We start from the raw sequence: 20,501 nt of genomic DNA on the forward strand, positions 1-20,501 counted from the left end.
TCTAACAACTCTTCATTTTCATTATTCATAGAGTTAAGAAGAAAAAGAGTCTTAAAATGATTCACACTTTCTCCATCATCTAATGCGCGAACCATTCTTTCCAAATCACAACACAAAAGCTCTTTATTAAAAGGACTATTAATATTAAAATTAAGACCTTCCTTCCACAAATCACTAAAATCCCCACGAACAACAGACCTCAAATAATCAAAATCAACACTAAACTTACCACTACTCTCCCAAACATTCAACTTCTTCAACACAAACCTAAAACACTTACGAATACTACTATTAAAACTCATAAAAAAATATATAAACAATCAAACATAAATAAAAATACCAAAGAAAAAAAATAATACATATAAAAAGAAAATTATTAAATACGAATCCTCATCCATATAATTAATTTATCAGCAATATAAGGCTCTCAAAATACTTATTTAAGAAAATAAGTCTTAACTAATTATCTATTGAATTATGGAACATCCCCTAAAATTAATAAATACATTTAATCATATCGTAATAATAAAAGTTAAATAACTATACTATTTAATAAGTATTACAGGAATATCGAAAGTTTTAATTACTCTATCTGCAACACTACCAATAGTTAAATCACTTGATGAGATATTTCGCTCCACACTGTTTTTTCCATGGGAACTTATGATAACTGAATCAACTTTAGTTTTTTCAGCTATTACCTTCATATCCCTTAAAGGATCACCAGTTATTGAATGAATAGCTACTGTTATTCCTGATTTATTTCCTTTTTTAGTTATATCATCTAAAACTTTATCTCCTTCATTTTCTAAAAAATCATAAGAAGATTGTGAAATTTCATCAATTACATAAACAACAGTTAATTTCGCATTTAATCTTTTTGCAAGATTAATAGCTATATCTTCAGCTTTAGACGAATGAGTTGAACCATCTAAAGGAACCATTATATTTTTAAACATTTAAACACAACCACATATATCAATGATTAAAATAATATTATCAATGTAATTTCAAACATTACAATATTCAGCATTGCACAATTTTAAAAAGTCATCCACAATCTCATTTGTATTTCCATTTGCTATTAATTTTCCCTCGTCTATTAAAATAGCTCTTTTTGATAATTCTCTGATGAAGTTAATGTTATGGCTAACCATTACAATTGTTGTTTTAAACTCTTTATTTATGTTTTTAATTGAGTTAGCTACTAAACGTAAGGTTAATGGATCCAAATCACCGAAAGGTTCATCCAAAATTAGAATTTCTGGTTTAGAAACTAAAGCTAATGCAAGCATTGCTCTAACCTTTTGACCTCCAGACAATTCATAAGATTTCCTATTTAAAATAGCTAAAGGTAAATCTAATGCCTTAAATAATGGAGCTATTTCCTCTTTAACTGCTGATTCTGGGAATTTAGGGAATAGCTCATATAATATATCAGGAGTAAGTCCAATTTTTTCAAGCCTTGACCTTGCTTCAATTTCAGGAAGATCTGTTAATTGATACAAAGAATCTAAAAGTTCATCAGATAGTTCTAATTCTTTAGCTCTCTTTCGAGCATCATCAACAACATATTGATTTTTAAAACCTAGTTTCACTGCTAATTGGTCAGATACAGTTGCATAGTGAGCTAAAGAAAATTCTTGATACATAAAACCTAATTTTTTCCTAACTTCCATCCTCTTAATACTTGGTTTGTAAATATCAACCCATGAATTAGTTTCCCCACCTTTTTCACTATTTTCAAGATTAGTTAATTTAAATAAAACTTCTCCTTCTTCAAGATTGTCCAAACCAGCTATTAATCTTAGAAGTATGGTTTTTCCAGCTCCACTTGGTCCAATTAAAGTTAGAATGTCTTCACAATTAACATCAAAACTTATATCTTCAATATTAAGAACATTTCCACCTTTAAGAAGGAAAAATCGTTTAGCTACATCCCTAAGTTTAACCATAGTATCATCGGTTAATGTAGTATCTAATGGAATTTCATCATCCATTTCGCTTAAAAAGTCATCTATAACCATTGATACATCAGTATTATCTTTTTTAATTTCTCCATCTTTAATTAAAACTAAACGATCTGCTAAATATTTATGAACTTCAGGTAAATGAGAAACTAAAACAACAGTAACTCCTAATTCTTCATTAATATTTTTAATAGAATCTAAAATAGCTTGTTTTGTTCTTGGACATGCCATTGTTGCAGGTTCATCTAAAAGTAGTACTTTAGGTTTTTTAGCCAGCTGTCTTGCTATAATTAACCTTTGTTTTTCTCCACCACTTAAAACTGGAGCAAAATGATCTGCTTTATCTTCAAGACCAACTAATTTAAGTAATCCCAAAGCTTCCTTACCATACTGATCATATGCATAGGTAAAATCAGTTGAAGCTTCATCACCATATTTAGCACCATATAACTTCCTTATAACATTGTTAAGCGCTGTTTCAGGCCATAAACCAAATGATCGTTGAAGATGAATAGCTGTTATCTTTTTCAATTTATTGGAATAATATTTACTTGAATCAAATCCTACTTCAACATCATCAATAGCTATTTTTCCTTGATTAAATCCTTCCACACCTCTTAAAATACGAAGTAAACTAGTTTTACCCGAACCACTTGCCCCAATAATTCCAATTATCTCTCCTTCCTTAATTTCAAGGTTAATATCTTTTAAAGCAGATATTTCATCTCCATTATCTAATTTATAAGTTTTTGTAAGATTTTCAATTTTGATCATATGTATCCCCATTAAATTTTAAAAATAATAAATATGAAAATAATAAATAAATTAATATAATCAATAATAAAATTAATAAGCTACTAATAATCCCCTATAAATATAATCCCTGATAAATCATTAGTAACGATATCCTGGAAAAATACATTAATTAATATAATAATGAGCATGATTACTAAATTAATTAGCATTTTAATAATTCTATTTAATTAAGTTTATTTTTAAGAATATTTAATATTATCTAAATTAATTAAATTAAAATTAATTAACATAATCAAAATTTAATACATTAACATGAATTACATGAATTAGAAAATAATTAATAATATGAAATATATAAACATGAATTAATGAAGAAAAGTAGAGGAATCATTGTTGGTAGATTTCAACCAGTACACAATGGTCACATTCAGATTATTAGAAATGTTTTAGAAGAAATTGATGAGCTAATAATAGCTATTGGAAGTGCACAATTAAGTCATACTCCAAAAAATCCATTTACTGCAGGTGAACGGGTAACTATGGTTAAAGAAGCTTTAAATGAAATAAATATTAATCCAAATAGCTATTATATTATACCTATACCTGATATATCTAATCATTCTCTATGGGCATCCCATGTGAAAACATTAACTCCCTCATTTAACAAAGTTTATAGTGGAAATCCATTAGTTCAAAGATTATTTATTGAAAATAATTATGAAGTCACAACCCCTCCATTATACAATAGAACTGAATATTCTGGAAGAGAAATAAGGAATAAAATGATAAATGATGAAAAATGGGATATCTTAGTTCCAAATACTACATACAAATTCATTAGAGAGATAGATGGGATCAACAGAATAAAAGATTTATCTCAAAAAGAGATTAACGAATTATAATTAATAATCAAAATATATCACCTAAATAAAGAATAATAAAGAATTATGATAAATTTTATAACAATTGTTATAATCAAATGGAAACTTTTATTAATCAAATAGCTAAAAGTAAATAATAATAGTTTTTTAATTAAATGGTTTTATTTTAATTAATAAACAGTTTTAATTAATAGAAATTACACTGAAAGAGGAAGACAATATGTTTGTTAAAGTAGTTAAAAAAGATGATGAATATTATACAATTGCTGATATTGTAGATATTTTAAAAAAAAATGATAATATTGATGATTCTGGAGCAATATTCACATTTGAAGGATTTGTTAGAGGCAAAGAAGATATTAAAAAAGTAGATAAGCTATTACTTACAACTCCAAATAAAGAAAAAACTGAGAAAAAAATAGGAGAAATACTTGAAGAAATTAAAACCAAACATGGTGTTTTTGACATTGTTGTTGTTCATTTCGTTGGAGAATTTTACACAGGAGATAGTTTATTCTTAGTAGGAGTTCTCGGACCCCACAGAACCGAAACATTAGATGCATTAAGTGAAACAATTGAAAGAACAAAGTATGATGTTGATTTTAAAAAAGAAGAAATAGCTAACACTGGAACAACAACAATACTTTGTGGAGGATGAATAATCTCAGATTTATTCACTGCCACCGATTGTTGAACCTAGGTCTGCTAAAATTTCTTTAATATTTTTTAATATTATTTAATATTTTTATTTTTTGATTTCAAATAGTTTAAAACACCAGTTATTTTTCCACCAGTTCCTGCTTCAGGAACAAAGTAGTCAATTTTCCCCCTAAGTTTTCATAAATTTCTTTTTCTGTAATTTCCTGAGCTTTAAGTTAGCCATATTTTATAAATTGGTTTAATCATGTTTAATCATACTACATTTTTATAACTTTTAGAATTATTCCTAGTTCTCAATTTATTAGCTGAAATCAGTCCAAAAATACCTAAAATTAATAATAATATAATATCTATTAAAGGAACACCAGTTTTCTTCATATTAATACTAGAACCTCTAAATCCATTGGAATTGTTATTATTAGTATTATTGTTATTAGTATTGTTATTATTAGTATTATTGTTATTAGTATTGTTATTATTAGTATTATTGTTATTAGTATTGTTATTAGTATTATTGTTATTAGTATTGTTATTATTAGTATTATTGTTATTAGTATTATTGTTAGTACCATTTGTGTTATTGTTAACATCTATAGTTTTATTTACATAATTATAGTCCTCATTGCCATTAAAGACAACAGTAATATCCCCAGTATCAAGAATCTTATAAGGAATAACAGCTACTCCATTAACAAACTCAACATTAGTATAATTAACACCACCAATAGTCAAATTAGCAGTAGTATTAACAGGATTACCATGCCCATCAGTTAAAGTAAGAGTAATATTAACAGTATCACCAACACTACCCTTAGGAACATTAACAGTAAGACTAACATTACCCTTAGTAAAATTCACACTAACAGTATCATTAGCAGGATTATACTTATCATTACCATCAAAGACAGCAGTAATATTATCCTTAACATCAGTAATATTGTAAGGAATAACAGCTACTCCATTAACAAACTCAACATTAGTATAATTAACACCATCAACAGTCACATTAGCAGTAGTATTAACAGGATTACCACTACTATTAGTCAAATTCAAAGTAATATTAACAGTATCCCCAACCTTACCATCAGGAACATTAACACTGATATTAACATCCTTTTTAGTGAAATTAATTACTACAGTACTACTTCTATTTGTAGTATTAATATTTGTTTGATTAGTAGTTACATTAGCAGTGTTAGTTACTGAACTAGTTCCTATTACTATTACATTGATTGTTAATATTGCAGATCGACCTGGAAGGAGATTTCCGATTGTCCAAATTCCAGTATTTTCATTATATATTCCATTAGTTGCACTTGAATTAATGTATTGTAATTTATTAGAATCTATAATATCAGCTACATTAACTCCTGTGGCAGTTGTTGGTCCGTTGTTGGTTACATTGATTGTGTAGGTTATATTATCCCCAATGTTTACTTTTGTTGTGTTAGCTATTTTAACTATGGATACATTAACATCTGATACTGTGAAATTGTTAGTACTGCTTTGATTGTTTACATTGGTTTCATTTGTTGTTATGTTTGCTGTGTTTGTTATATTTCCAAGTCCTATAATTTCAACTTCTATGGTTAAGGTTACTATTTGATTAGGTGTAAGGTTACCGATATTCCATATTCCAGTGTTATTATCATAAGTTGTGGAATTTGATGCTGTGTGATTTATATAATGTAATTTAGTTGTATCAATGTGGTCAGTAACTATTACATTGGTTCCATTGATTGGACCATGATTTTCTACTGTGATGGTGTATTTAACGTGATCTCCATAGTGAGGGTTAGCTGATGCATTTGAGACTTTAATTATACTTACATTCACATCTCCTACATAGATTGTTGTGCTTGTGTTGGTGTTACTGCCATTAAGTATTACTTCATTTGCTGTTACATTTGCAATATTTTCTATTGTTCCTGAACTAGCTATTATCACTTCAATTTTAAGTGTGACCGTTTGATTAACATTTAATGTTCCAATATTCCATAATCCTGTGTTATTGTCATAAGAACCTACTGAAGAGGTGTGATTAAAGTAGGTTAATTTAGAACCTAATATGTCATACACTTGTACATTTGTTCCATTATCTAAACCATTATTTTTAACTGTTATTGTGTAGTTAACATGGTCTCCTATATGAGCTGTGTCAAATCCTACTACATCAGATACTTTAGTAATGTTTAAATTGAGTGCTGGTGTGACATTGATTGTTACTGTTGAGTTTATATCTGGATCAACAAGCGTTTCAATAGCTGTTAGATTACCTGCAGTATTGTTTAGTGTTCCTGACTTAATAGCTTGAACAATCATATTTAATGTTACAGTTACTCCAGGCCCAATATCTCCAATAGTCCAAAGACCTGTTGTACTATTGTATGAACCTCCATTTGTGTTCAAAAGTTTAAAACCATCATCAAGTAAATCAGTGAAAGTAACATTAGATGCAAAATCCGCCCCATTGTTAGTTATATTTATTGTGAAATTAATAGTACCATTATTAGAAACATTGGTTACATTGGCAACTTTAAGAATAGTAAGATTAACATTATTAGTTCCATTATCAATAATAAGAACAATATCCTCATCATCTGCTAAAGCCCTAATTGATGCTTGAAGATCATTATTAGTTAACATTACAACTTGAGAGAATGTTAAGTTCCTTATATCACCAGTACTATTATTAATAGATCCAGTACTGTTCATAAGTAATACTTCTACTGTGAAGTAAGGTAATAAAGTTGGATCATTATTTATTGGACTATTAAGTGATAAATTATAGGTTAAAATAGCATTTTGATTTTTACTATAATTTCTTGTTGCATTTTGGGTAGTATTATAAGTATTATTCAGTGAAAGTTCAAGTACATACCAATATGTTAAGTTGAAATTAGCACCACTATTTGCATACTGACCAGTGATATTATTTAATCCCCACCAATTAAAGTTAGCATTAATATTAGTACCAGAATTATTAAGCCCTAAAGTATTATTATAAATACGATTATACTGAACAATATTATTATTTCCAGTGATATTAATACCAATAATAGTATTATTAATTATGGTTGAACTCATGATAGTATCATTAGAGCCTAACATTGATATGCCAATTTCATTATCATGAAGTGTAGCATTGCTTATTATATTACCACTACTAGTTGTATTAAAAGTGAAACCAACTTTTAAATTAGCTATTGTAATATTAGAGAAATTATTATTTTGCCCATTTACAAATATTCCTATTGTGTTGTTATTTCCAATTATTGAACCATTAGAAATATTATTTCTAGAACCATTAACAAGTAAAACAATATCATTATTCTTTATTGTATTATTATTTAGTAAATAGCTATTTAAATCAATAGTTGAATTATCAAAACCAATTCCTAAAACACCATCATTACCATCAAATAAATTATTATTAATAAAAGTCCGATTATTCAATGTATAAATAGCCATATATGTATTATTAAAGAATTCAGAGCCATTCAAAGTTAAATTATCTCCAGTATTATAAATAGCACCACCACGATTAGCATTATTACCACTAAAACTAGAATTAATCACAATAACATTAGTATCATTATTAAAAATAGCACCACCAGAAACATTAGCATTATTACCACTAAAACTAGAATTAATCACACAAAAATTACCACCATTATTATGAATAACACCACCAGAACCATTAGTAACATTATTACCACTAAAACTAGAATTAATCACACTTAAATTAGCCAAATTAAAAATAGCACCAGCAAAAGAAAGAGCATTATTACCACCAAAACTAGAATTAATAACACTAAGATTAGCACCAATAGGATTATTATAAATAGCACCACCAGAACTAGCATTATTACCACTAAAACTAGAATTAATCACACTAAAATTATCCTCATTACAAATAGCGCCACCAGAATTAGCATTATTACCACTAAAACTAGAATTAATCACACTAAAATTACCAACACCATTATGAGAAATAGCACCACCACGATTAGCATTATTACCACTAAAACTAGAATTAATCACACTAAAATTACCCAAATTAAAAATAGCCCCAGCAAAACCAGAACTAGCATTATTACCACTAAAACTAGAATTAATCACACTAAAATTACTACCACCATTGTAAATAGCACCACCATTACTACTAACATTATTATTTGTGAAATTACAATTTATTACTGTTATCATAGAGTTAGAACTGTAGATAACACTATTATTACTATTTATAAATGTTAAGTTTCTAAATGTTACATTACTCCCTGTGCCTGTGATATTAAAGATGTTGCCAAGTTTTCTCGCATCTATTATTATTAAGTCTCTTGTCCCATTACCCTGTATTGTGAGATTTCTACTTGTTGTAATGTTATTTCTAATATCAGCATCTTTATCATATGTTCCTGGATTAAGTGTTATTGTATGATTAATACCAGTAGCAGTAGTTTGATCTACAGCTCCATTAATACCAGTAACATCTGTATCACTAATGGTAACATCCACAGCACTAACAGATGAAATAGTGACAAATAAAATAGCTATAATTGAGAATATACTAAATATACTAGCTATTGTAGTTAAACTTTTAGAAAAAGTTTGATCAAAAGTTGTTTCGTGAAACAAACCCTCTGAAGACCCAGAATGTTTTGTTTTTTTTATAGAAGAACGATTACTTAATTTTATATTTTTTATATTATTATTTTCATTTTTCTCTACTTTCATAGAATTCACTTCTCCATTGATAAGCCATTACGGATTTAACTATTTAACTTATAAAATCAGAGCAATTTAAGAAGGATATCGAAATTATATCCAATTATATGACAATATTGAATATAATTATATATTTCATTTTCATGAATTACTATTAATGACAAATCAAATATTATGTTTTATTAATTATATATTGGTCAGCATAATATATAAATGTTATCATTATATAGAACATATAATATATAAATGAAATAATTCCAAAAAAATTAAACAATAACAAAGATATCACTGGAATTATGACACTTTCTATACTTAATTAATTTCGTCTAATTCTTATTAAATCTTGTTTTAGCTATTCTTTTTGGTTTTAGACAATTTGAGTTTGGTTTGGAATATTTCTTAGAAATGGAGTAAGATCAATAATTACATTACTAGTCAAACATATACATCCAGTTAAACATATACATCCAGTCAAACATATACATCCAGTCAAACATATACATCCAGTCAAACATATACATCCAGTCAAACATATACATCCAGTCAAACATATACATCCAGTCAAACATATACATCCAGTCAAAGCTATTTAAAATAGCTCAAATATTAAATCCTATTTTTATAAAAATTAAATAATATTTTTATTAATAACAACATTATAATTTTAAACTTAAATTTTAATAAATTAATGAAAAGATTTATTAATATTATTTTATAAATATATAACATAATATTATAATATTAAATTAATTTAATTAATAGAAATTATATAATAATATAGAAAAATATATTAATATAACTAAATTATTAGTATGTATAAAATAAATAATATATTAACAATAAACTTTGAAAAACACACAAGAATTTATTTTATATACCAATATAAATATATAGAACTATACTAATTAGATAAAACAGGTTTTTGAAGGATGTGCTTAATATTTCTAAAGATACTAAATATATACGAGACAGTGTTCATGGCGATCTCTGTTTAAATGAAACTGAAATAAAACTTATAGATACTCCACAAGTACAGCGTATTAGACGAATTACTCAATTAGGATTCATATCTTTAGTTTATCCTGGAGCAAACCATTCAAGATTTGAACATTCAATTGGGACAATGTATCTAGGATCAAAGTTAGCACAACACTTAGAACTTGAAGAACACGAGAAAAAATTAGTTAGAGCAGCATCTTTACTTCATGATGTAGGTCATGGTCCATTTTCACATGCATCAGAACCTGTTCTTGGAGTCCCTCATGAAAAATTGACTGCTAAAGTTATTAAGCACACATGTTTATTTGATATATTAAATGAAGAGTTTAATGTAAATGAAATAATAAAAATCATAAATGGTGATAGTGAGTTAGGACCATTAGTCTCAGGAGAATTAGATGTGGATAGAATGGACTATTTAATGAGAGATTCACATTATACTGGAGTAGCTTATGGAATTATTGATGTTGAAAGAATAATAACTAATATGAAATTAGATAATTATTTATTACTTAATATTAAAGCTGTTCAAGCTGCAGAAGCCACACTTGTAGCAAGATATTTTATGTATCCCAGTGTTTACCAACACCATACAACACGCATAGTTAATGCAATGTTTAGAAGATGTCTTAAAAAGTCATTTAAAGAGAAAATTATTAATAAAAACAAGATTTACGAATATGATGAAATAGATATTATAACTATCCTCAGAAATAGTGAAGGAACGATTAAAGACTTTGTAACACGATTAGATAATCGAAACCTTTTAAAAACAGCCCATTCAATTAAATTAAACCAATTTAAAAATCCTAATGACATATTCAAAATAGAGGAAAAAGAACTTAGAAAAGCTGAAGAAGAAATTAGTGAAGAAACTAATATTGATAGAGATAATATAATTATAAATATTGCAGACTATCCTCGATTCGATGAAATGAAAACCCAAGTTTATGATGGTGAAGACATATATCACTTAAATGAAATTTCAAGTATAGTAGGTGCATTGAAAATTGCAAGGTTTAATTATCCAGATATATCATTATATATTCCAAAAGAAGATAAAAATAAAATTAAGAAATTCAAATTTGAAAATTATCTTGACCTTCCTGAAAAATCAGAAAATAAATTTGATACAATGCATTTAAGTCAAAGGAAATTAATTTAAATAATAAATAATAGAAATTAAGTATAATATTAACTAAATAGTGAATGTTAATAAATAATTAGTATGTATTAATAAATAAATCATAATTATTAATAATTAGTATGTATTAATAAATAAGTCATGATTATTAATAAATAATAAAAGTTATAAGGGATTTTATGATTATTGTTGCTATTACTGGAGCTAGCGGAATTATTTATAGTTTAAAGTTAATTAAAGCATTGAAAAAATTGAATATTAAAACTGGAGTTATTGTAAGTAATTCTGCTAAATTAGTTTTAGAATACGAAACTGATATTACTATTGAGGATATTAAGTCAATAACTAATTATTATTTTGAATTTGATGATATAAGCTCTTCAATAAATAGTGGTTCTTTTAAATTTGACTCTTTAGTTATTGTTCCATGTTCAATGAAAACATTATCTGCAATAGCTAATAGCTATGGAAACAATAGCATAACAAGAGTAGCTGATGTGTGTTTAAAGGAAAGAAGAGAATTAATACTTGTTCCAAGAGAAACACCCCTTAGAACAGCCCATCTTGAAAATATGCTTAAAATAAGTAAAGAGGGAGGAATCATTCTTCCATCCATGCCAGCTTTCTACCATAATCCCAAAAATATTGATGAACTTTGTGATTTCATTGTAGGTAAAATATTAGATGTTTTAAAAATAGAAAATAATGAATTTAAAAGATGGACAAATAAATATGAGGGATAATAATTGATTAAAGATAATGAATTTATTAAATCTAAAAATGTTCCAGGACCAACAAAAGAAGAAATAAGAGCATTAATAATAGCTAAAAGTGAAGCTTCAAAAAAAGATGTTGTTATGGATATTGGATGTGGAACTGGAGGCATAAGTTGCGAAATAGCTAAAATAGCTAAAAAAGTAATAGCTATTGATAAAAATCCAGAAGCAATTGAGATAACTGGAAAAAATCTTAAAAAATTCAATCTACAAGATAAAGTTGAATTAATAGAAGATGAGGCAGTAGCTGGCTTAAAGTCAATACATACTATTAATTTAGCTATTATTGGTGGAAGTAATAATCAAATGAATGAAATAATCGATTTAATAGATGAAAAATTAGTTTATAATGGGAAAATTATTGTTACAGCTATTTTAATTGAGACAAAAGTTCAAGCATTAAATAAACTTAAAAATTTAGGATATAATACAGAAATTATTGAAGTTAATATTTCTAAAGGACGATTCATAAGAAATAAAACCATGATGTTGGCACAAAACCCTATAGCTATTATAACAGCAATTAAATTAGATTAATGTACAAATGTAGATATATAAACTATTAATATAGATTAATATGTTAAATTAAATATAAATATTATTAAAAAGGCAATTGATAGAATGAAAATTAATTTTGGTTGGAAAATGAAGTTAGGACTAATATTAATAGTCCTTTCAGCTATCATATATTCTGCAAACTATTTAATATTTAGAGATATTCATGAAGTCGTATTTTACATATTGATTGATATGGCCTTCGTTCCTTTGGATATTTTAATTGTAGCTCTTGTAATAGAAGGAGTGATAGCTAAAAAAGAAAAAGAAAGCATATTTGAAAAATTAGACATGCTCATGAGTGTTTTTTTCTCTGAAATAGGTACCGATCTTATTAAAAGCTTTAGTAAAATTGATCAAGATAATGATAAAATCAAAAATTTACTTGAAGAATTAAAAAATAAAGATGATAAGGGCTTTTTAGATATATTAAATCTATTAAAAAATAAAATTAATCATAGATTCAGTTTAAAATTAGATAAAAACGACAGAAAAGAGTACCTTACAAAATTACAAGAAATACTTGTTAAAAAAAGATATTTCTTAGTTAGAATGCTTGAAAATCCAGTTCTTTTAGAAAAAGAAAATTTTTCAGAAGTAATAATGGCAATATTCCATTTAGACGAAGAGTTAGAAAGAAGAGAAAATTTTGAAGAAATATCTGAACCAGACTTGAACCATATATTACATGATATAGACAGAGCGTATTATAGTCTTGTTTATGAATGGGTAAGCTATTTATATTACTTAAAACATCATTATCCATATATATTTGCATTATCAATGCGTACAAACCCATTTGACGAAAATGCAAAAGTAGAAATAGAATAATAACAGTAAAAATAAAAACACATAATACAATATTTAATATTTAATATTTAATATTATAGCTTTAAATCATCCATTTTATTAAGATTTTTAAAACTTTTTTTACTAAAATTTTCATCAATATTTATAAAATACACATTTACTTCTTTTAATAATGATTTTAAATCAAGAACATCTGAATCTAATAATTTTTTAATTGAATTTATTATATTTTTACTATAAATTGAATGTAAAGGCTCAAAAGATTTAAGTCTAATTTCAATATCATTATCTTTATTATTATAACAATTAATATCACTAGTTAAACCATAAGAAGGAACAAAAGCATCTATATTTTGAAGATCAGTTAATATTTGATTTTTAATTTTAAACATAGCTATTAAAAAATCAGCATCAATATATGGAGAATCACAAGGAATCACTAATGTATAATCAGAACTAATATGTTTTAATCCAGTGTAAATACCAGACAAAGGACCTTTATTTTTGATTTCATCTTCAACAAATTGAATAGAATAGCTATAACTATTATTAAATTCCTTCATTATATTATTAGTATTATTTATATTATTAGTATTACTACTATTTTCATATTGTTGAATAATATATTTATATCTAGCTATCCTATCACTATCATTTAAAACAATTACAAGTTCATCTATTTGATGGTTTAATGTTTCAAGTATGTGAATTATCATTGGTTTTTTATTAATAATTAAAGAACCTTTGTCTTTACCCATTCTTCTACTCATACCACCACATAAAAGGATACAAGATTTAATATTTTCAACTTTAATAAAAAACACCAACAAAATAGCTATTAAAAAATAGATAGAAATATATGATTAAATTAAAAAAATAAAGGAATATTCCAATTTATTCTAATGTAGGGTAATTAGGACTTTCGTTTGTAATTAAAAGGTCATGTGGATGACTTTCTTTAATTCCACTTGATGTTATTTTAACAAACTTAGCTTTCTCCTTCATATCATTAATGTTTTTTGCACCACAATAACCCATAGACGCTTTTAATCCACCTACGAGTTGGAATACTACTTCATTTACTGTACCTTTATATGGAACTGCACCTTCAACTCCTTCAGGAACTAATTTTGAGTGTTTCATATGACCTTTAATTTCTTGGAAATATCTATCAGCACCTCCACCGAATCCACCAGTCATAGCTCCCATTGAGCCCATTCCACGATATTGTTTATATTTCCTACCATTCATAACAACAACATCTCCTGGAGATTCATAAGTTCCAGCAAGAAGACTTCCAAGCATTACAATATCAGCACCTGCACCAATAGCTTTAGCTATATCACCAGAGTATCTAAGACCACCATCAGCGATGACTGGAACATCATAGTCATTTGCTACATCTGCTACACTAGAAACAGCAGTTAATTGAGGGACACCTACCCCCGTGATTATTCTTGTAGTACATATTGTTCCAGGACCTATACCTACTTTTATTCCGTCAACTCCTTTGGAAATAAGGGCTTCTGCTGCTTCAGGAGTTGCAATATTTCCTACAAGCAAATCTGCACTAATATTATCTTTAATTTTTTCAATAAAATTAACTACATTCATGTTATGAGCATGGGCACAGTCAATAGCTATAATATCTGCACCAGCTTCATCTAAAGCCATTGCTCTTTCTAAATCAAATGGTCCTGTTGCTGCAGCTACAAGTAAATTACCGTTTTTATCTCTTGAAGCTTGAGGATAATTTTTATGGTTTAATATATCTTTAATTGTTATAATTCCCACAAGTTTATCATTTCTTACAACTGGAAGTCTTTCAATTTTGTTTTCATAAGCTATATTTAAAGCTTCTTCAGGAGATATAGAATCTTCAACAGTGACAACATCAGAAGTCATTATATCTTTAACTTTTTTCTTACTATCTGAAGTTATTAATGGTTTAATGTCTCTTTTACTGATAATCCCAATGAGTTTACCATCATCAATTACAGGAAGCCCACTAACATTTTCTTCAACCATTATTTCACGAACAGAACTTAAGGAATGGTCTGGAGAAGTTGTGACAACATCACGAATTGTAAGGTCTCCAGACATTTTAACTTTTCGAACTTCATTAACTTCCTGCTCAAGTGTCATGTTCCTATGAATAACACCAAGCCCTCCTACATGTGCTAATGCTATTGCTAATTCTGCTTCAGTAACAGTATCCATAGCAGAACTTATAACTGGAATGTTAAGTTCATGGTTTGTAGAAACTTTGCTTCTTGTTTCAACATCCTTAGCTTCAATCCAAGATTCATTTGGAACAAGCAAGAAGTCATCATATGTATATCCAGTAATTGCATTATTAAGTTTACTCAAAAAAATGATTAATACCTCCTTAATATGTTAGTTCATTATTTACCCTACTTAATAATAATTATAAAAATTATCTAATTAAATATCAATTAATTATAAAATTAAATAAATTAAAAATTATTATAAAGTAAAAATTAATAAAATTTAGTAATTCTGATTATATGATTGAATATTTAAATTTATATTATTAACTTTAATAATATAATATGTAATTTCAAGTATAAATAAATAAGTTATAAATCAAAAATTAAAACATTAAAAATGATGTATTAAATAAATAAAATAAAGTAATAAAATAAGAATAATGATAAATATTAACCAAATAGCTATTAATTAATGGTTAAATTAATTAAAATAGCTATTAATTAAAGAGTAAATTAATTAAAATAGCTATTAATTAAAGAATAAATTAATTAAAATAGCTATTAATTAAAAAGTAAAGATTAAAAATTTTCAATTAATGATTTTAATTCATACACTGCAGAACTATTAATCCTACCAGTGTTTCTATCTCCACCAACACATGCAGCACCTCTTACACCAACAACATCGCATCCAATGTCATTTAGTGGTTTAAGCTGATTTTTCTTTACTGAGCCCGCTAATGCTGACTTTAAACCATACTCATGAATTTCATCTACAAATTTCTTTAAATCATTAATATCCAAATAATCAAAAAGTGTTTTTCCATCTTTAACTGCAGTATCTAACATTGCAAGATCAGCACCAGAATCATACGCAACTTTTGGAATATCCCATGGACTAACTGCACCAACACGATGAGCATCAGCATACCCTGAAGCAACAACAATAGCTTCACTATTATTATCTTTCACTGTTTTAACAACATTTTTCATTAAATCCACAGCTTCATCATAATCGTTTGTACCATACAAACCTACTTTAATGTAATCTGCTCCTGAAACAAGAGCACCCATAGCTGCAAGAGAAACTGTGCCAGGTTTATATGGAACATCCCCTAAAGTTGCACTAACTAACATATCTTTTGGAGTTAAATCCCTAATTTCTTTTATTACCCATGGAAAATTAGCTCCAAGTGACCCCTCTTTAGGATTTTTAACATCCACAATATCTGCACCACCTTTAATAGCTTCAAGGGCTTCTTCATTATTTATTGGACTAACTAGTAGAAGCAATACATTTCCTCCATAAAAATTATTTTTAATATTATTTTAATAAATAAACAATTAAAATCATTAAATAAACAATTGAATCATAATAAGTTCAATATCCATAATAAGATATTAAAGAATAAACTTATTAAGTAATATAAATTTTATTTAATCTATTTATTATATCTCATATATAATAATGTTTTTGTCTAAAATAGAAAAATAGTAAAAAATTAAAGAATACACTGGGATAACAATAATACTTAATACTTATTAAACCATTTATAATTTACATAATAATTTAGTTAGCTAAGCTATTAAATAAATTAGTTAACTTTAAAAGTACGAGTTATCATGTCAATATCATTTTGAATATTAGATATGTTTGAATAGGTATAAAAAGTAAATAAATACAAATTATCATTCTTTACAACAAGATACACATATTCTGTTGCTCCTGCATTATCATTTGAAGCATTAATAAGTTTAGCATCAATACCTCCAACTTTAGTATCAGATATATTAACTATTTTGAAATTATCTGATTCTAATTGAAATTTATAAGCCTGTACTAGATCATCAAGACTGTAATTTTCATTATTATCATATTCCAAATTAAACAATGCAGCATTATCAGGGTTTTCAAGTAATAAAAAAGTACCTTGACTGTCATTAGCTTGAATCCATGTATTTAAATAATCGAAAGTAATATTATTTTTGTTAAAATGTAATGTTGTTGCTTCAGCAGTTGTTGAGTTAGTTTGAAGAGAATTAGAAACATCACTGAAAGCAAACCAAGCAACAGCAACCACTACAACAATCAAAACTATTCCAGAAATTGCAATTAAAAGTTTATTATTAGAACCATTATTAGAATTAACATTTTCATCTTGTGAGTATGTAGAATCTAAAGTTTCAGAATCAGATAAATCACTTGAAATTTCATTATTTTCATCCAAAGCTTTATTATTTAATGAATCATTCTTTGACATAATTAACCTCCATGAAATTAATCATTAAATATACAATATCAAACTAATTCTTTAAATATTTTGTTATTAAAAAAACAAATAAGCTCTGATCACTTAAAAAACGAGATATAGAAAAATAAAGAAAAATAATATTAAATAACTAAAAATATAGAAAAATATAGAGCATTAGTAACTTATGGTTCTGAAAGTTGTTGTAGTTGAGTTATATCAAATGATATTAGTGTCATGCCAATTTAATATTATAGTTTTAAATATTTCGTTATTTTTCTAATTAAGCTTTAATTTTCTTTATTTTAGCTATATGATGTGAAATTAATAATATATAACTATTTAAAATTAAATAGCTATGACATTAGGATATATTTATAGATGTTAAAAATACATTTAGCTAAATTCAGCTAAACATTTTATTAATTAATTCATTAATATACATGATTAGTATGTGGTTTCACTTACCCATAATATTATTATTACTATTTTTAAAATTATTCCTAGTTCTCAATTTATTAGCTGAAATCAATCCAAAAATACATAAAATTAATAGTATAATATCTATTAAAGAAACACCAGTTTTCTTCATATTAATATTAGAACCTCTAAATCCATTGGAATTGTTATTATTAGTATGATTATTATTGTTATTATTATCGTTATTACTATTATTATCACTATTATTATTAGTATGATTATTACTACTATTGTTGGTACCATTTGTGTTATTGGTATTGTTAGTAGAAGAATTACCTTCAAATTCAAATAATTTTTTAGTTGAATTATATTGATAATCCCCATCAAATATAACTTCTATAGTATTATTCTTGCTAACAGGTATTACAAGATGTACTTGACCATTTTTATCAGTAATAAAGTTTCCAAGAGATTTACCATTTAATACAACTTTAATTAAAGCATTAGGAATTGAATTACCATTTAAATCTTTAACAGTGATAGTTGCTGTAGCATTATGTCCAACTTTAGTATTTGGAACATTAATATCAATATTAACATCTTTTTTAGTGAAATTAACATCTATAGTTTTATTTACATGATTATAATTATCATTACCATCAAATCCAACAGTAATATTATCATTAGCTCCAGTAATAGTATAATTAATAACAGCTACCCCATCAACAAACTCAACACCAGTATAATTAACACCACCAACAGTCACATTAGCAGTCGTATTAACAGGATTACCATGCTCATCAGTCAAACTAAGAGTAATATTAACAGTATCACCAACACTACCATTAGAAACACTAACATTAAGATTAACACCACCCTTAGTGAAATTCACACCAAAAGTACCCCCAGTACCATTATAATTATCATTACCACCAAATCCAACAGTAATATTATCATTAGCTCCAGTAATAGTATAATTAATAACAGCTACCCCATCAACAAACCCAACATCAGTATAATTAACACCACCAACAGTCACATTAGCAATCGTATTAACAGGATTACCATGCTCATCAGTCAAACTAAGAGTAATATTAACAATATCACCAACACTACCATTAGAAATACTAACATTAAGATTAACACCACCCTTAGTGAAATTCACACCAAAAATACCCTCAGTACCATTATATTTATCATTTCCCATAAATCCAACAGTAATATTATTTTTAACAACAGTAATATTGTAAGAGACAATAGCTATCCCATCAACAAACTCAACATTAGTATAATTAACACCATCAACAATCACATTAGCAATCGTATTAACAGGATTACCATGCTCATCAGTTAAATTAAGAGTAATATTAACAGTATCCCCAACCTTACCATCAGGAACATTAACACTGATATTAACATCCTTTTTAGTGAAATTAATTACTACAGTACTACTTCTATTTGTAGTATTAATATTTGTTTGATTTGTAGTTACATTAGCAGTGTTAGTTACTGAACTAGTTCCTATTACAGTTACATTGATTGTTAATATTGCAGATTGTTCTGGAAGGATATTGCCGATTGTCCAAATACCAGTACTTTCATCATATGCACCATTACTTGGACTTGAATTAAGGTATTGTAATTTATTAGAATCTATAATATCAGTTACATTAACTCCTGTGGCAGTTGTTGGTCCGTTATTGGTTACATTGATTGTGTAGGTTATATTGTCTCCAATATTTACTTTTGCTGTTGTGTTAGCTATTTTAATTATAGATATGTTAACATCTGATACTGTGAATTTGTTAGTACTGCTTTGATTGTTTACATTTGTTTCATTTGTTGTTATGTTTGCTGTGTTTGTTATATTTCCAAGTCCTATAATTTCAACTTCTATGGTTAAGGTTACTAATTGATTAGGTGTAAGGTTACCTATATTCCATATTCCAGTGTTATTATCATAAGTTGTGGAATTTGATGCTGTGTGGTTTATATAGTGTAATTTAGTTGTATCAATGTAGTCAGTGACTATTACATTGGTTCCATTGATTGGACCATGATTTTCTACTGTGATGGTGTATTTAACGTGATCTCCATAGTGAGGGTTAGCTGATGCATTTGAGACTTTAATTATACTTACATTCACATCTCCTACATAGATTGTTGTGCTTGTGTTGGTGTTACTGCCATTAAGTATTACTTCATTTGCTGTTACATTTGCAATATTTTCTATTGTTCCTGAACTAGCTATTATCACTTCAATTTTAAGCGTAACCATTTCATTAACATTTAATGTTCCAATATTCCATAATCCTGTATTAT

General features: G+C 26.7%; 15 protein-coding genes. 6 read left to right on the forward strand and 9 right to left on the reverse strand.

The genetic code is table 11. The annotated features are described in order from the left end of the window. From MBFIL_RS05845 to MBFIL_RS05855, 3 genes are all read right to left on the reverse strand, one after another. On the reverse strand, window positions 1–302 hold a 302-nt coding region (locus MBFIL_RS05845; RefSeq protein WP_157078627.1), incomplete at its 3' end, for a hypothetical protein. 243 nt (window positions 303–545) lie between these two features. Further along, window positions 546–959, reverse strand: coding sequence for a universal stress protein (locus MBFIL_RS05850; RefSeq protein WP_066972401.1), 414 nt, complete (start codon window positions 957–959; stop codon window positions 546–548). A 51-nt stretch (window positions 960–1,010) separates the two neighbouring features. Then, window positions 1,011–2,744 carry an ATP-binding cassette domain-containing protein gene (locus tag MBFIL_RS05855; RefSeq protein WP_066972404.1) on the reverse strand — a complete coding sequence of 578 codons (1,734 nt, stop codon included), beginning with the start codon at window positions 2,742–2,744 and terminating at the stop codon, window positions 1,011–1,013. Window positions 2,745–3,094: 350 nt separating this feature from the next. Between MBFIL_RS05855 and MBFIL_RS05860 the strand changes: the two genes are divergently transcribed. After that, window positions 3,095–3,628, forward strand: coding sequence for a nicotinamide-nucleotide adenylyltransferase (locus tag MBFIL_RS05860; protein WP_066972407.1), 534 nt, complete (start codon window positions 3,095–3,097; stop codon window positions 3,626–3,628). A 199-nt stretch (window positions 3,629–3,827) separates the two neighbouring features. Beyond that, window positions 3,828–4,265 (forward strand): molybdenum cofactor biosynthesis protein MoaE, encoded by a 438-nt coding sequence (locus tag MBFIL_RS05865; RefSeq protein WP_066972410.1) that lies wholly within the window; start codon window positions 3,828–3,830, stop codon window positions 4,263–4,265. A gap of 254 nt (window positions 4,266–4,519) precedes the next feature. Here the strand turns inward: MBFIL_RS05865 and MBFIL_RS05870 are convergent, their stop codons facing one another. Beyond that, on the reverse strand, window positions 4,520–9,004 hold the full coding sequence (locus tag MBFIL_RS05870) for a beta strand repeat-containing protein (RefSeq protein ID WP_066972413.1): 4,485 nt from the start codon (window positions 9,002–9,004) through the stop codon (window positions 4,520–4,522). A 931-nt stretch (window positions 9,005–9,935) separates the two neighbouring features. Between MBFIL_RS05870 and MBFIL_RS05875 the strand changes: the two genes are divergently transcribed. The 4 genes from MBFIL_RS05875 (at window position 9,936) to MBFIL_RS05890 (ending at window position 13,300) form a co-directional block, all read left to right on the forward strand. Further along, window positions 9,936–11,159, forward strand: a complete 1,224-nt coding sequence (locus MBFIL_RS05875; RefSeq protein WP_066972437.1) for an HD domain-containing protein — start codon at window positions 9,936–9,938, stop codon at window positions 11,157–11,159. Between the two features lie 158 nt (window positions 11,160–11,317). Continuing rightward, a complete protein-coding gene (locus tag MBFIL_RS05880; RefSeq protein ID WP_066972416.1) occupies window positions 11,318–11,881 on the forward strand; it encodes a UbiX family flavin prenyltransferase in 564 nt (187 codons plus the stop codon). A gap of 3 nt (window positions 11,882–11,884) precedes the next feature. Next, window positions 11,885–12,451 (forward strand): precorrin-6Y C5,15-methyltransferase (decarboxylating) subunit CbiT, encoded by a 567-nt coding sequence (gene cbiT / locus MBFIL_RS05885; protein ID WP_066972419.1) that lies wholly within the window; start codon window positions 11,885–11,887, stop codon window positions 12,449–12,451. 108 nt (window positions 12,452–12,559) lie between these two features. Beyond that, the gene (locus tag MBFIL_RS05890; protein WP_157078700.1) at window positions 12,560–13,300 is read left to right on the forward strand and encodes a hypothetical protein; all 741 of its coding nucleotides are present in this window, start codon (window positions 12,560–12,562) and stop codon (window positions 13,298–13,300) included. 53 nt (window positions 13,301–13,353) lie between these two features. Here MBFIL_RS05890 and MBFIL_RS05895 read toward each other — a convergent pair whose 3' ends face one another. The 5 genes from MBFIL_RS05895 to MBFIL_RS05915 all read right to left on the reverse strand — a co-directional run. Further along, the gene (locus MBFIL_RS05895; protein ID WP_281192520.1) at window positions 13,354–14,103 is read right to left on the reverse strand and encodes a molybdenum cofactor guanylyltransferase; all 750 of its coding nucleotides are present in this window, start codon (window positions 14,101–14,103) and stop codon (window positions 13,354–13,356) included. A gap of 70 nt (window positions 14,104–14,173) precedes the next feature. Next, a complete protein-coding gene (gene guaB, locus MBFIL_RS05900) occupies window positions 14,174–15,655 on the reverse strand; it encodes an IMP dehydrogenase (RefSeq protein ID WP_066972428.1) in 1,482 nt (493 codons plus the stop codon). A gap of 434 nt (window positions 15,656–16,089) precedes the next feature. Then, window positions 16,090–16,803: a (5-formylfuran-3-yl)methyl phosphate synthase gene (locus MBFIL_RS05905; protein ID WP_066972431.1), complete on the reverse strand. Its 714-nt coding sequence runs from the start codon at window positions 16,801–16,803 to the stop codon at window positions 16,090–16,092. Window positions 16,804–17,105: 302 nt separating this feature from the next. Then, window positions 17,106–17,771: a hypothetical protein gene (locus MBFIL_RS05910; RefSeq protein ID WP_066972434.1), complete on the reverse strand. Its 666-nt coding sequence runs from the start codon at window positions 17,769–17,771 to the stop codon at window positions 17,106–17,108. Between the two features lie 448 nt (window positions 17,772–18,219). Then, a partial coding sequence (locus MBFIL_RS05915) for a DUF11 domain-containing protein (protein ID WP_157078701.1) occupies window positions 18,220–20,501 on the reverse strand: 2,282 nt, incomplete at its 5' end.

It is taken from the genome of Methanobrevibacter filiformis, assembly GCF_001639265.1.
Taxonomy (GTDB): domain Archaea; phylum Methanobacteriota; class Methanobacteria; order Methanobacteriales; family Methanobacteriaceae; genus Methanacia; species Methanacia filiformis.